Origin of the sequence: Nostoc sp., assembly GCF_036917415.1 — a bacterium.
GTDB lineage: Bacteria > Cyanobacteriota > Cyanobacteriia > Cyanobacteriales > Nostocaceae > Nostoc.
This window is the reverse complement of record NZ_JBALDJ010000073.1, coordinates 59102-74026: the sequence shown is the minus strand read 5'-3', so window position 1 is coordinate 74026 and position 14925 is coordinate 59102. Positions and strand designations below refer to the sequence as shown.

General features: G+C 41.2%; 10 protein-coding genes. 4 read left to right on the top strand and 6 right to left on the bottom strand.

Annotated features, from left to right (window positions below; all coding sequences use genetic code 11):
- Window positions 1–119 precede the first annotated feature (119 nt).
- Window positions 120–3293 carry an efflux RND transporter permease subunit gene (locus V7K41_RS14680; RefSeq protein WP_334849213.1) on the top strand — a complete coding sequence of 1058 codons (3174 nt, stop codon included), beginning with the start codon at window positions 120–122 and terminating at the stop codon, window positions 3291–3293.
- 167 nt (window positions 3294–3460) lie between these two features.
- Here the strand turns inward: V7K41_RS14680 and V7K41_RS14675 are convergent, their stop codons facing one another.
- Together V7K41_RS14675 and ovoA are read right to left on the bottom strand one after the other, a co-directional pair.
- Complete coding sequence (locus V7K41_RS14675) at window positions 3461–4312, bottom strand: sterol desaturase family protein (RefSeq protein WP_334849211.1); 852 nt, start codon at window positions 4310–4312, stop codon at window positions 3461–3463.
- A gap of 186 nt (window positions 4313–4498) precedes the next feature.
- Entirely contained in the window at window positions 4499–5833 is a 1335-nt protein-coding gene (gene ovoA / locus V7K41_RS14670; protein WP_334849209.1) for a 5-histidylcysteine sulfoxide synthase, read from the bottom strand.
- 678 nt (window positions 5834–6511) lie between these two features.
- On the opposite strand from ovoA, the gene V7K41_RS14665 reads away from it, so the two are divergent.
- Entirely contained in the window at window positions 6512–7528 is a 1017-nt protein-coding gene (locus tag V7K41_RS14665) for a glycerophosphodiester phosphodiesterase (protein WP_334849207.1), read from the top strand.
- 80 nt (window positions 7529–7608) lie between these two features.
- Window positions 7609–8742: a DUF3466 family protein gene (locus V7K41_RS14660; protein WP_334849205.1), complete on the top strand. Its 1134-nt coding sequence runs from the start codon at window positions 7609–7611 to the stop codon at window positions 8740–8742.
- A 153-nt stretch (window positions 8743–8895) separates the two neighbouring features.
- On the opposite strand, the gene V7K41_RS14655 is transcribed toward V7K41_RS14660, so the two are convergent.
- The 4 genes from V7K41_RS14655 to V7K41_RS14640 form a co-directional block, all read right to left on the bottom strand.
- Window positions 8896–9591, bottom strand: coding sequence for an SAM-dependent methyltransferase (locus tag V7K41_RS14655; protein ID WP_334849203.1), 696 nt, complete (start codon window positions 9589–9591; stop codon window positions 8896–8898).
- Between the two features lie 225 nt (window positions 9592–9816).
- A complete protein-coding gene (locus V7K41_RS14650) occupies window positions 9817–10914 on the bottom strand; it encodes an iron-containing redox enzyme family protein (protein ID WP_334849384.1) in 1098 nt (365 codons plus the stop codon).
- Window positions 10915–11137: 223 nt separating this feature from the next.
- Window positions 11138–12976: a peptidoglycan D,D-transpeptidase FtsI family protein gene (locus V7K41_RS14645; RefSeq protein WP_334849201.1), complete on the bottom strand. Its 1839-nt coding sequence runs from the start codon at window positions 12974–12976 to the stop codon at window positions 11138–11140.
- Window positions 12977–13072: 96 nt separating this feature from the next.
- Window positions 13073–13753, bottom strand: a complete 681-nt coding sequence (locus V7K41_RS14640) for a hypothetical protein (protein ID WP_334849200.1) — start codon at window positions 13751–13753, stop codon at window positions 13073–13075.
- 501 nt (window positions 13754–14254) lie between these two features.
- Between V7K41_RS14640 and V7K41_RS14635 the strand changes: the two genes are divergently transcribed.
- Window positions 14255–14470 (top strand): hypothetical protein, encoded by a 216-nt coding sequence (locus tag V7K41_RS14635; protein WP_334849198.1) that lies wholly within the window; start codon window positions 14255–14257, stop codon window positions 14468–14470.
- Window positions 14471–14925 lie beyond the last annotated feature (455 nt).

The following is a 14925-nucleotide window of genomic DNA, read 5'->3' as shown; positions in this document are numbered from 1 at the left end:
GGAATCGGGAATGGGGAAAAATAACCAATAACAAATGACAAATGACTAATGACCAATGACCAATGACCAATGACAAATGACCAATGACCAATGACAAATCCAAAATCTAAAATTTCCCGATGTCTTTTAATATCTCAGCCTGGTCGATTAAAAAACCTGTTCCGACGATAGTTTTATTTTTAATTTTGACAGTAGTGGGTTGGTTTTCCTTCATATCCTTGGGGATTGATACTAACCCAAATATTGATGTGCCAACAGTTTCGATCAAAGTCACCCAACCAGGTGCAGGCCCAGCAGAACTAGAATCCCAAGTGACAAAAAAAATTGAAGATGCCGTCGCGGGGTTGGGCAATATCGATTACATGATTTCCACTGTCAGCGATGGGAATTCTCAGACGACAATCAATTTTGTTTTGGGTACAGATAGCGATCGCGCCACTAATGATGTCCGCAATGCGATCGCTCAAATTCGTCAAGATTTACCCCAAGATATTAACGATCCAATTGTGGAACGCCTGGAATTTTCCGGCGGCCCGGTGATTACTTACGCAGTTAAATCAGATCGGCGTTCTGTAGAAGAGTTAAGCAATCTCGTAGACCAAACTATTAGCCGTGCCTTGTTGGGAGTTCGTGGGGTAGCACAAATTCAGCGCGTGGGTGGTGTTGACCGAGAAATTCGCATTAATCTTAATCCAGACCGCTTACAATCTTTAGCGATCACTGCCACTCAGGTAAATGACCAAATCCGCGCTTTGAACATTAACTTACCTGGCGGACGTGCCGAAGTTGGTGGTAGCGAACAAAGTATCCGTACTTTAGGAAGTGCCACCAGTGTCGATATTTTGAAAACCTACGAAATCGTCTTACCACAAGGTGGTTCCGTACCTTTATCTAGCCTGGGAACTGTAGAAGATAAATTTGGTGATGTGCGCCAAGCCGCCCGCTTGAATAATCAACCTGTGGTAGCTTTTCAAGTCTTGCGTAGTACTGGCAGCGTTCTAGTGACTGTGGAAGAAGGAGTGAAAGCAGCAGTCAAACAACTGGAAAAAACCCTTCCCCCAGATGTCAAGCTGGATTTAATTTTTACTAGAGCCGATATTGTCCGCCAATCTTACCAAAGCACCATTGATGAGTTGATTCAAGCTTCGGTGCTGGCGGTCATCGTTATTTTAGTGTTTTTGCGGGACTGGCGAGCAACATTAATTACGGCTGTTGCCTTGCCACTATCAATAATTCCCACCTTCGCAGTGCAGCAAGCCCTTGGTTACACCCTCAACAACATGACTTTGTTAGCATTAGCCCTGGCGGTGGGCAATTTGGTCGATGATGCCGTTGTGGAAATTGAAAACATGGAACGGCACATGGCTATGGGCAAGTCAGCTTGGGAAGCAGCTTTTGACTCTTCCGACGAAGTAGGGTTAGCGGTAATCGCAAGTTCAGCGACGATTATTGCAGTGTTTCTGCCTGTTGCCTTTATGGGTGGGATTCCGGGGCAATTTTTTCAACCATTTGGCGTTACCGTTGCCGTTTCCACAATTTTCTCAACTCTGGTAGCGCGGATGGTTACGCCGATGATGGGGGCGTATCTGTTAAAGGAGGAGGAGAGAGACGCGATTAATCGCGTCTGTACAAGAGCAGGGGGGGCAGGGGAAGCAGGGGGAGCAGGGGGAGTAATAAAATTCTTTAATTTTAAATTTATACTTCCAGGTAGGAACTGGGGAAACAAAAAACTTGGAGATGAAAAGCGTCAGGGTTTTCAACCTTATAGATCGCTTTTACAGTGGGCGTTACGCCATAGATTGACAACAATGGCGATCGCTTTCGCTTTTTTTATTGCCAGTCTGATGCTGGTTCCCCTGATTCCCAAGGGTTTCGTTGATGATGGCGACTTTGGAATTTCCAACGTATCTATAGAATTACCTCCTGGTTCCACTTTGTCAGATGTTAACAAGGTAGTCACACAAGCGACTGACATTATCCGGCAAAACCCAGTAGTTGAACGCGTACTAGCAACAGAAGAGATCAATTCTGCCACTCTGGCGATTAATCTCAAACCCAGAGAGGAACGAAATATTTCCCAAAAACAGTTTGAGGAACAAGTGCGTCCTGACTTTGAACAAATACCAGGGGCTAGAATTAGTTTTCAAAGTCAGTCACCGGGGGACAGTCGTAAAGCTTTATCAATTGTCCTCAGAAGTGAAAATCCCGAAGCATTGAATCAAGCTGCTGATGCCTTAGAAAAGCAGATGCGATCGCTAGCTGGATTGGTAGAAGTAGCTTCTACTGCAAGTTTGGTAAAACCAGAGATTTTGGTAATTCCTAAACCACAGCGGGCAGCAGATTTGGGGGTGACAGTGCAAGCGATCGCTCGGACTGCTTCCCTTGCCACCATCGGTGATAATGAGGCCAACTTAGCGAAATTTAATTTAAGCGATCGCCAAATCCCCATTCGCGTCCAAATCGATCCGCAAGCGCGTGCTGATATCAACACAATCACAAATCTCCAAGTCCCCAGTCAAAATGGTAGATTAGTTCCCCTGGTAGCAGTGGCAGATATCCGCTTTGGTAGCGGGCCTGCTACCATCAACCGTTACGATCGCGCCCGTCAAGTTGCTGTAGAAGCCAATTTGCAAGGGATTTCTTTAGGAGAGGCAGTCCAGACAATCAACAAACTACCTATAATGCAAAACTTACCGCCAGGAGTAGTACAGCAACCATCAGGTAGTGCCAAAATTATGCAAGACATTTTCGGTCGCTTTGGCGGTGCATTGGGGCTGGCATTAATGTGTATCTATGCAATTCTGGTACTGCTGTATAACAACTTCCTCCATCCATTATCGATTATGGCAGCCTTACCCTTTTGTTTAGGCGGCGCATTGGTAGCGTTAATGGTTGCTCAAAAACCCTTGGGAATATATGCCCTGATTGGGATCGTGTTGCTGTTGGGGATTGTCACCAAAAACTCGATTCTGTTAGTTGACTATACAATCATCAACATCCAGTCAGGTAAAACTCAGCGTCAGGCACTCGTAGAATCGGGTGTGTCACGTCTGCGCCCAATTTTAATGACTTCTTTAGCAACGATCGCCGGGATTTTGCCCTTAGCATTAGGAATCGGCGCGGGTTCTGAAATTCGCCAACCAATGGGAATTGCCATTATGGGCGGTTTTACAACTTCTACTCTGTTGACACTGGTGGTAGTACCGGTGATATTTAGCTACATTGACAACTTCCAAACTTGGATTATGGATAGATTACGCTATGGCTTTGCCAAGAAACCATCGGCCCAATAATTGTAGAGAAGGCGATTTATCGCGTCTCCTTAACCGAACCGTATTCATTCCGTCCGTGTACTTATTATGCGATCGCATTTACCAGTGAAAATCATAATAAACAGATTCACCAGAGTAAATATCCAATGGCTTACCAAAACATTAATATTATAATTTTTTTAGCTGAATTATATTTTTTCTGTATCCTTACTAATAGATGACTGAATAAGTGTATACTCGATCGAACTCACAGGAAACATAATTCCCGGCTTCTTAGTAGGAGGATTTAGTGTGTTGAATATTCTATCCCAGAATCCCTGAATGCCATAGTTCCCATGAAAGCAAGTATGATGAAGATCGTGGAAATCTGATGGAATGAAAAATATTGACAAAGAACTATGACCTTCTAAGTTGTAAGCATTGCCTATAATGCTCCATGCACATAGTTGAGTGATGTCATATCCAAATATAAAAATAGGCAAAATGTCAGCGATCGCAACAATAATATATTCAACCAAACTCTTGTGTCCAGCAACAAAACTTGATGAGTCACGAAACTCATGATGTTTAAGATGGATTTTCTGCAAGAATCTTGTGTGCAAGAGCCGATGAGCAACATAAAAACAGAAATCAGCAGCAACTATTCTCATCAAAAACCATTCAAGATTTAGGAGTAAGTTATTTCCTCTATGAACCTCTGGAGCTAGATATAGAATTATGAATGCTGATAGAAAAGCTTTAATTTCTCCTGTTATAATGCCTTTGACAGTAAAGGAAGGAAATGGTTGATTTTTGACTGTATTGACTCTTGCAGTCAGCTTATCCCTCAAAACATCGTTACTTTTGATTACTTTTTCAATGAGAATGCCAATACTATAAAATGAGATAGAAGCAAGGAGCCAATACAATAGCACCTGCGTTATAAAGTTAATCTCGATATTGTTTAACAGCAAATAAAATACCTGCTGAACAATCGTACAACTAATAGCGATCTTGAGATAAAATTCGATCTCAAAACAGAAATTCAAAATCTTTTGCATCTCTGTAACCTTATATAGGACTCATATTTGATTTTTGAAATACACGTAGGGTGCGTTAGCCTTTGGCATAACGCACCACTCCGAATTTTAGGTGCGTTACGCTACGCGATAACACACCCTACACATACTTAGATTTTTTCAAAAATCAAATACTATTCCTATAGTATGTGACTGAGGCATATTCTGTTAATATTTCATATCTTGAACAATCCGAAAACCAGCGTGCTGATAAAAATTGGGACGGAACCAGTTGCGGTAATATTTTAAAGCTTCTGTACCATTAGTTATCCAACACCCTCCTAACATCATTTGATGTTTATCATCAAAAAAGATGGCAGAATTATCTTCATAAAGAAAATGAGGTTGATATCCTGGAAGAGGGTTTAAGTTATCACTTAACCATTCCCAAACGTTACCGCGCAAATCGTACAATCCCGAAGAACTTTTGGCTGTTTCTAACATTCCAACGGGACTAGGTGAACCAAATTTTAAATTGAGATTATAATTTTCGACATCATCTAATAAATTATTACCATAAGTTGCTAAATGGTATTCTGGTTCACTCATTAAGCGAGTATTTTTCCCTTGCCAACGACAATAAGCCATTGCTTCATAATGATTGACTTCCACAGGCCAATCTAGAGGTAAGTCAATTTCATCAAACATGGCTCGATATTTGTAGCTACCATTTTCATGTAACCAAAATTTGGGACATTGAATATTGTATCGAGTTTTCCAATTCCAAGATTCTTCATCCCAATATTTTTGATTTTCGTAGCCATCAGCTTTTACAAAATAAATAAAATCGCCATTGGTAATCAGATATTTGCTGGCGAAAAAGGGTGCAACTTCAACAGTGCGATCGCCATAATCAATATCCCATCCATAAGTTGAATCATTTAAAGCTTTACCGAGTTTTATTACCCCACCAGCAACTTCTATCATTTCGTTCTGATGAGTGTAACCATTAAAAGGGGCATATTCCCAATTTTGAGGACGTTTCACTCTCTCAATAGGCAGTTGGCGAATTAACATCGAAGAAGTTTCAATGTGAATACGTTGGTGTTCAATCCCCATCATTAAAGCCCAAAGAGGATGATTGGGATGAATTGGCATAATCTTGGTTGTCTTAATTAGTTCAGAAATTACAGAATATGCTTGTTCTCGATACTCCCAAGTTTGTGAAACTTGCGGCCATTCTAGATGAGCGATCGCGTCATTTAACTCTTCTGGTTTTTCTGGATCGACTCCAATTTCAAACAAAACTTCATACTCTGGATTGAGGCGTTTTTCTAATAATCCCACCTGAATTAATTTATTGATGTAAAAAATAGCCGAATGTCCCAGATAAAAAATTAAAGGATTTCTCAAAGGATCGGGATTGAGATAAAATGTCTCTTCCCCAACTAGACTTTTCAATAATATCTCTTCCAGTTGCCAAGCATTCTCAAAGTAATCGAGGATAATTTGGTTATTACAACTATCAACTTTTGGAGGTTTAGCAGATTGTAGACTATTCATGTGTAACTAAGTTGCTGTTAAAGAACAATGAAAAAGTTAATTATATAGAAAGCCGATTTAGTTCCTGAATTTACTTGCTTAGGTAGGGAATAATGAGACTCTTAAATATGACAGATTTATTATTTAATAGCAATACTTATTGTTCAATAATTAGTTTTTTAAATAGGACTAATACTTTATCGATTTAGTGGTATTTGTATGGCAGATTTGATTAATTTAATATTTGTTGAATAACTCAACTATCAAGCAACAAGTAATTCAGTATGAATAAACATAACTATATTATTCAAGATAAAGACTCTTTAAACTCTTACCAATGAAGAATTACAACCCTCTTTAGACAGTTTTATTTGTCTTGACTTACCCTGAGTTAAATTAAAAATAATTTTAGGTTGAGTAGCGATCGCAAGACTAAAAATACTTGTTTTCTGGTTTCGATAAAAAACTAAACTGTATTGAATCGTGAGTTTTTCCGAATCTCGATTAATGTATTGGATCTGGATTTATCCACCTTTGATACTTATTAACGCAATATCGTTAACCCAATACGGTTGACAAACTGGTTGGTCAAGTATATCTACTAGTTGATATAAATGGCTACAGCATTAAATCCTAATCGCGCACTGCTTCTCTACGACATACTACGGATAGCTTTCTTCTGTGTAGGTGGGTAAAGTAATGACTACAACTTTGCAAGACGCATCTCCAATTATCATTGCACACCGGGGTGCTAGCGGCTATCGTCCAGAACATACTTTAGCTGCTTATGAATTAGCGATCGCATTAGGGGCTGATTATATTGAACCTGATTTAGTTTTTACCAAAGACGCCGTTTTAATTGCTCGTCATGAAAATGAGATTTCTGAAACCACCGATGTTGCAAGCCATGCAGAATTTGCTCACTTGCAAACCACCAAAATAATTGATGGCGAAACAAAAACTGGCTGGTTTACTGAAGATTTTACCCTAAAAGAACTGAAAACACTACGAGCTAAAGAGCGAATTCCTCAACTGCGTAGGCGTAGCCCGCCGCAGGCATCGCAAAATACCGCCTATGATGGACTCTTAGAAATTCCCACGTTGCAAGAAATCATCGATTTAGTCAAGGTTAAAAGTGGCGAAATTAATCGGGCGATTGGCATTTACCCAGAAACTAAGCACCCAACTTACTTTCAATCTATTGGGTTAGCCCTAGAAGCACCCCTACTTGCAACTTTAACAGCTAACGGTTATCAGGGAGCTAACGCACCTGTTTTCATTCAGTCTTTTGAAGTGGGTAATTTACAAGATTTATCTACAAAGACTGATTTACCCCTGGTGCAATTGCTGAATAACAGTGGTAAACCTTATGATTTTGTCGTTAGTGGCTGCGAACGCACCTATACAGATTTAGTCACAGCATCAGGTTTAGCAGAAATTGCTGAATATGCACAGGCGATTGGGATTCATAAAAATTTACTGGTTCCTAGAGACAGCAATGGTAAATTGCGATCGCCTACATCTTTAGTCATCGATGCTCATGCGGCTGGTTTGCTAGTTCATGTCTGGACTTTCCGCAATGAAAACTGTTTTTTGCCACTGGATTTTCAAGGAAATCCTCAAGGTGAATATGAACTATTTTTCAACTTAGGTGTTGATGGCGTATTTAGCGATTACCCAGATACGGCAGTTCACGCCTCTACTGTTCAGTGGTAATTTGGTAAAGGAATAAAAAATCATAGAGAAGTAACATGGTTCTACTTAAGTGGAAATCCTATATAACAACAGCAATAACCTTGACTGCAATCAGTCTTACTGCATCTAAGTCGGCATTGGCGGCATCTCTGTACTCAGTTACTGACTTAGGCAGTCTTACAGGAAAAGCTTACAGTTACGCTACAGACATTAATGACTCAGGTGAAGTAGCGATTAATTCTTTGGACAGTTCTTTTTTTTACAGTAATGGTTCGCTCAAAAAAATTAGTCCGTTGCCTGGCGATAATGTACTTGCAGTGAGTGGTATCAATAACTTGGGGCAAGTAGTTGGTAATTCCATCGGTAAGACCGACAGTGATAATAACGTCTTTATTTACAGTGGTGGAACAACGCAAAATATCGGTCTTAAAGGCATTCCTTATGCTATCAACGACTCAGGTGAGGTAGTTGGAGGTACAACTGGTGGCGGTATATTCCCAAAACTTGCCTTTCCCTACGGAGCCGCTTTCCTATACAGCAATGGTACGACGACTATTATTAACAATAATTTAAAAGAAAATTATGTTGCCTATGGCATAAATAATCAAAGTCAGGTAGTTGGCATTTTCGGTTCTTCCAGCCGTGCCTTTTTATCCGACAACGGTATAATCACTAATCTCGGTACTCTTCCTGGTGACAGGTACAGTCAAGCAAACGATGTTAATGACTCAGGACAAGTAGTTGGTAGTTCGGGACTCACTGGCGTAAATGATACTCGTGCTTTTTTGTACAGTTCCAGCACAGGACTCGAAGACCTCGGTAGGTTACGTCCTACAGATTTGTTTAGTTCTAGTTTGGGGATCAATAATTTGGGTCAAGTAGTCGGGTTTTCTGGTACTAACAATAACTTTTTTGCAGCAGATGGCAATGGTTTACGGGCTTTTCTTTATAGTGATAACACTTTGTACGACTTAAATGACCTGATTGCTCCTGGTTCAGACGCTGGCTTTACCTTGACAGCAGCATCTGCCATTAATAATAATGGACAAATTGTCGGTCGTGGTGCAGTTAATGGTGAATTACACGCCTTCCTCTTGACGCCAACCTCATCTGTCTCTGTAGCTGAACCAACTTCAGGTGTTCCTATTTTGTCATTTGGTGCTGTTGTAATTTTATTTGCAACGTTCAAGCGCAGACCTTACTCTAGCAATGCAGCCATACAACAAACAACTTAATGCAATAACTTCAGGCAGAGAAAATGATTACTTGGAAATATGCATTTATAAAAATGCTTGTTCAAAATCTTTAAGATATGTCTCTAGGTCGTGCTTCGAGACACATCGTACTTTAGGCAAAGGATGACATCACTGCTAAGTTGTTCTCGATTTTCACAAACTAGTCATCACTTGAGCTAATTGATTAGATAAATCAATTACAGACTCCTGGCATTTTTTAAATAAAACTCCAGCTAAAAAATAATAATTACCAGAATAAAATGCCATCTGATTTTTTTGGAGTTTTTCGATATGCTTCTTTACCTTGGGATCGGAACTATAGTAGCCAAACTGCAAAGGTAACACCATGAAGTTTTGAACATAATAACCATTCTGTTTTGCTAAATTCAATGTATTTATTGGATTAGAAAAGCTAGATATTAAAACCAACACATTTTCATAACCTAACGATAAAAGCTCGTTGGTAATTGTAGCTCCATCTACGCCCCCAAATAATAGTGGCATATAAATATCATTATCTGGTGCGGGAAGATAGGGTGGATTGGCTACAAGATACTCAGCATCGGGTTGAGAAGAATTAAACAAAGATGAATTATGGATGATGTATTTATTAGTAAGATTGTATTCATCAATGGTTGAATTTGCGACTTTCCATGCAGAAATATTTAATTCAAATCCCTGGATGACTCCATCAAACTTGTTTCTCAATAAGGTATTAATTACAGGGCTGCCATCTCCTGAACCAAACTCCACAATAGATTCAGAATTTTGACAATTTCTGATTACAAAGCTTTCTAAGCAGTTGGAGTAGAAATTAGATTCTTCAGGGCAAAAAAAGATATCTTTCATTTGACTGCATTTCAAAGTGTATGGTATAATCGATCTAATAAATAGGAGGTTATTTATTACCTTGTATTGAGGCAATAAAAACTGTTCTTTTAGCAAAGGGTTGCTAAAAAAATGTATTTGCAGGTGAATTAGCAAGAAAATGACTTAAAATGTCTGTCGAATTAAAACGCTAAGAACAACCTGCTATCTATAATTTTTTGGATTAAGCAAAGCGAGTAGAGCGGCTTATTCTGCTTCGCGTATAGATCGCATAACAGCACTAGCGGCGCGATCGCCCATTCGTTTCTCCTGGTCATAGCCAAGCAGGAGTTCCCACGCATCATTGGGATACCGTTCTGCCAAAGACAAAGCTACATCATCTAACATCCAACGACCGTGGCGTTCATCTTCCCTGATGTGTAGTTCCCAATAACCCATCGCCGCCTCTGAGAGTCCCAAGCGTTGCGCTGCCGCCAGATAGTTTTTGTAAGCCGCAGGGCCAGCCACCTCAAAATATGTTAACGCCCCACTGTAACGTAGAAAATAGCGTTTGCGATCGGTGGTCAAAAAGTTATGATTATCGCAAGCTAGGACTTCCCAAGGCACTAAATCGAAGTATCCTTCTGGTTCAGTGTTCATCCCAAACTCAGCCAGCATTTGAGCAAAAAATGTCGAGTGCTTGCGGGATAAACGACCGTTGCCGTATTCTTCTAATAGTACTCGCACCAGCGTACACTGCACTTCATTAGCAGCACCACCCAATACGTAGCAAAGACGACTACCTTCAACCAAACCATCAAAGGAGCCGATCGCTAGCAAGTGACGATAGCCAGCTTCAGTCATTTCCTCACGAATGTAGCGGCTATTCTCCGACAAAGGTGGATTTAAATCGGCAGATGCACGCTCAATTAAAGCTTGTTTTACATCCAATTGTTGCAATGCAGCCACATCGATTTGTGCCAATTCCCACTGTTGCCAAGCAGCTTCAATTTGGTCGCGACAGGAGTATAAATACAGCGATCGCTCATTGTTATAATGCTGCAAATCGTCGTACCAAAACAGCTTTAGCCGATTAATTCGATAAAGTATCCGTTGGAGAAAACGGTGAGCCTGTTCATCAGAGCGATCGTTTCCATAAGCAGCGCCAATTGCCATAGAGAGCGACAGTTCAAACTGACTAGCTCTTGCAGGTTTTACATCCAGTTGATTGTCCAAATCCTCCATTGCTAGCAGTTCTATAAATTGCTCCTCAGCACGGTCGTACTGGGTAATTGTTCTTTCTTCTGTTTGCGTGCTATTTTTTGCAGCCCCAGCTTTAGGAAATATAACTAAATTGCTTTGCATGGAATCTTTGGTAGCTTTGGAAGAAAAGTGAGAAATTACTTTCACCTCTAATACTTAAGTTTTCACACAAGTAGCTTTCTGTACATCTTTCCCTGGTTATAAAGGAAGATTAACTTTCAAAGGAAAGGGAAATGGGGAATGGGGATTGGAGATTGGGGAATAGTTTTGCCCCTCTGCTCCCCTGCCTCCCCTGCCTCCCCTGCCTCCCCTGCCTCCCCAATCCCTACGGCACTTGCGTCCGTTGCTCAACCGCCTTACTGGGCGGAATCTGCTCAAGAGGAATCAGTGCTTCGATCACCGACTTCACAATTGGCGCGGCGACAGTAGAACCATAAGCACTTTCTCCTTTTGGTTCATCCACCAGTGCGAACACTACATAGCGAGGAGATTCCACGGGTAAAATAGCCACGAAACTGGTCATTCTCGCACCCTTGATGTAGCCGCCATTGGGACTAGCTTTTTGGGCTGTACCAGTTTTACCAGCAATGCGATATCCTGGAATTTGTGCCGGCTTCCCGCTACCTTGAGTAACAACAGTTTCCATCATTTCCACAACCTTTTGAGTTGTTGCAGTTGAGAAAATTTGGCGGGGGATGGTGTGAGTGGGTGAATCATGCATCTGTCCTTTGCTATCAATCAACCCGCGAACTACATGGGGTGTAACTAACTTACCGCCATTAGCTAGAGCACCGTGCATTTGCACTAACTGTAACGGTGTCATGGAAAAGCCTTGCCCAAAGGAAGTAGTAGCTGCTTCAATCGGGGAAGCGATAAATTCTTCTTGACTTTTGAGCCGTCCCCCAACCTCAAAAGGTAAATCTGTATCAACTTTTTGTCCTAGTCCCAATCGTTCTAACCAGTTGTAGTAAATTGAAGGCTTTAAACGTTGGATAATTTGCACCATGCCAATGTTGCTGGAATATTGCAAAATCTGAGCGATGCTGATTCGCCCATTACGATTATTCATGGCATTTTTAATGGTGTAATTAGCGACTCGAATCGAACCGGAGTCATTAAACATATCATCTGGTTTGATGATGTTATTTTCTAGAGCGATCGCCACATTCAAAGGCTTAAAAGTCGATCCCGGTTCATAAAGATCCGCCACCGTCCAGTTTTTAAATAGTGAAATATTAGCTTTAGCGTATTCATTAGGATTATAAGTAGGCTGAGAAACGAGGGCGAGTAAGGAACCATCCAATGCATCCATGACAATTACTGCCCCACGTTTAGCGTCAAACTTCTCCATCTGTTGTTTGAGCGCAATCCGAGCAATTCGTTGCAGACGGCTATCGATAGTAAGTTGTAATCGCAAATCATCAAAATGCAAAAAACCTTCAGGTGCCCGATCCGGCATCAAGGTCCCATTTCCTGACCGACTAAGCCGCACCGTTTGCACAGGACGTTCTAGCAACTTCTCTTGAGAGTATTCCACACCAGCTTGACCGCGACGGTCAACATTCACATAGCCCACCACATCGGCAACCAAATCGTCTGGCGGGTAAAATCGGGAGTATTTTTGAATCCATTCCAGGCCATTTAAGCGCAAAGAGATGACGCGATCGATAATTTCTTCTGGTAAGGCTGGCGCAAGGATAATTCCGCTTCTTTTGCTTTCAAAAGTTTTCACCAATTCAGCAGTATCTTTTGCCAAAATTGGGGCAAGTTGCTCTGCCATATCTTCATTAGACTTATCAAACAGCTTGGGGTGAGCGTACAAAGTATATACAGGGCGGTCAATAGCCAACAGATCGCTATTGCGATCTACTACTGGGCGACGGGGCATAAAAGGTCGCAAATTCACCATTTGCTGGTTGCGTGCATACTCAGTTAACTTTGGCCCCTTGACGATTTGTAGATTATACAAGTTAATAGCCAACCCCAACCCTGATGCCATTAATACGCCCCAGACAATGAACAGTCGGGACTTAGTGTTGGATGTTTGGTCTTGCATATTAGAGGCTAATTTTCCCAAAAGCCCTCGTTTATCACCCTTGTGTCGCCTTGTGAATGCTGGATTCTGAAACTTTCTGAATTTTGTTCTGCTTGGTGACTTCTGCATTGGGTTCGTCCTTTGTCCTTTGTCTGTTGCCTTTTGTGATTAACCAGAAGTCTCAGCCCTAATGACTAATGACAAATGACAAATGACTCTTAGTGATTAGTATCCCAGTGGCGAGAGTGTTTGCGGTTGCTTTTCAGAATTTGGCGTTGTGTTAGGCAATGCTGGCTTAGGACTCTGAGATGCTGGAGGCAAGAAAATCACCCCTTCAGGAGTTGGCGATACCAGCCCTGCTGTTGGTTGTTCTGCTTCATTAGCCATTTTATTTTTCAGCGTCGCGTTGGTTGTCGTTAGCAGCCGTTCATGACGTTGGAGGTTTTGCAGTCTGCGATATGACTGACCCCAAAGCTCTTGAGAATAGACTGTCCAAGCATAAACTGCAAGTGTCGATGCTACTAACAAGAATGCCAAAACTGACGAATAACGATGAAAGGTGTATAAGCGCAGCAACCACAAAGGTGCGACTCCAGAATTAGGCATTGTGGGAAGACCAAGAAAACCTTCCCCGGAAATCTTTTGGTTCACATTTAACTGCTCATTAAGATTTACTAATTGTTGTCTGCCCAACTCTTTCACCGATTTGGCTGTAACTGCCTCATTTGTGGGAGAAACCACTAAATTTTTCGATATACGCTGTTGTCTTTGAGATGATAGTGGTGTAGAAGTGCTCGGTGCTGCTGATTCGATGCGCGCAGAGCGTCGCCTCCCTAAAGAAAGGATAGAATCTCGCCGAAACCAATTACCCCTTGTAGAAACAGTAGATTTACGAGCAACTACCATAAATTTTTAAATTTTTTTAGATAGAAAATACTGCACTTTCGATTGATTGTCTTGATTGTCTGTTTTGCTAAGGTTAAAGTCACCTTCTGTGCAACAAGCACACATAACAGACTATACCCTTTTAACTTTTCTGATAGGTAGCTGTATCAATGTTTGCATCCCCTAGATATGCAATGTTTGCAATCAGCGATTAGAAACTGGACAGCTTACCCTTTAGGTATCGCCCCTAAAGTATGGCAACGTCGGGTAGCCAGATGCAATACTCTGTGAAAAAAATAAAATTTTTTGCTATCATAGCTCCATTTGCTAAATAAGTTGGTAATTTTCGTTTTGCTCCTGAGTTAAGAGAAACTAATCAGGATACGTAATTCCAAAAACAATACCCCAAAGGATTGTTTTTTTTAAGTATGTAATCTCGCAGAATTTAAAAAAAGCAATAAATACGGTATCGTATTCAACAGGCGAAAAATTGTTCTAGCCACAATTGGTGAAAGAGGAGTTATGAAAACAAAAATCTTTGGTTTTGCTCTAATGTTAAGTCTGGCTGCAATTCTTGGGGCCTGTGAAGGTGGTGGTGGTGATGGTGCTGGTACTGCTACTCCAGCTGCCACAGGTGAACCAACTGATGCACCTGCTGTTAAGTCTACTCCTGCCACGACTCCCGCGGCGACTCCCGCAACTACTCCCGCAGCGACTCCCGCAGCGACTCCTAAGTAAGGCATCTTAAACTTTAGTTTAAATCACGCCCAGAACTACTTAGTCACAGCGTTCCTCACTACATAGCTCGAATTAATTAGGTTCATGAAAAAACCGCATTTTTATGTTGGTTTATCTGAGCCTAGAGTTTGCTCAAATATCAACTAAGTAGAGCAGGAAGTAGAGGACACTGGTAAAGAGGGTTACATCCTCTACCAAGTGTCCGCCTGAAATTCCCGCCCGATCAAACCTTGTTCCCAGTCCAAGGAAGTTGAGTGAGTCTAAACTATTTTGTAGACAAGATACTTCCCTCGTTTGGCATTCAAAATTGCTTATACTACTGAGTTTTGAGAGGGCAAAATAATTTATCGCGATCGCTGGCAATTGTTCTTGAGCATTCCTGTAGTCTATTCCGTATCAGGAAAGACCTGGTAATCTCCCTTGATATTGCCAGATTTTTATTGGGAAAATTTGGG

Excerpts from the sequence above, each read along its gene's own strand:
- V7K41_RS14680 (WP_334849213.1), top strand. The coding sequence starts at position 120 with ATGTCTTTTAATATCTCAGCCTGGTCGATTAAAAAACCTGTTCCGACG.
- V7K41_RS14675 (WP_334849211.1), bottom strand. The coding sequence starts at position 4,312 with ATGCAAAAGATTTTGAATTTCTGTTTTGAGATCGAATTTTATCTCAAG.
- ovoA (WP_334849209.1), bottom strand. The coding sequence starts at position 5,833 with ATGAATAGTCTACAATCTGCTAAACCTCCAAAAGTTGATAGTTGTAAT.
- V7K41_RS14665 (WP_334849207.1), top strand. The coding sequence starts at position 6,512 with ATGACTACAACTTTGCAAGACGCATCTCCAATTATCATTGCACACCGG.
- V7K41_RS14655 (WP_334849203.1), bottom strand. The coding sequence starts at position 9,591 with ATGAAAGATATCTTTTTTTGCCCTGAAGAATCTAATTTCTACTCCAAC.
- V7K41_RS14650 (WP_334849384.1), bottom strand. The coding sequence starts at position 10,914 with ATGCAAAGCAATTTAGTTATATTTCCTAAAGCTGGGGCTGCAAAAAAT.
- V7K41_RS14645 (WP_334849201.1), bottom strand. The coding sequence starts at position 12,976 with ATGCAGAAGTCACCAAGCAGAACAAAATTCAGAAAGTTTCAGAATCCA.
- V7K41_RS14640 (WP_334849200.1), bottom strand. The coding sequence starts at position 13,753 with ATGGTAGTTGCTCGTAAATCTACTGTTTCTACAAGGGGTAATTGGTTT.
- V7K41_RS14635 (WP_334849198.1), top strand. The coding sequence starts at position 14,255 with ATGAAAACAAAAATCTTTGGTTTTGCTCTAATGTTAAGTCTGGCTGCA.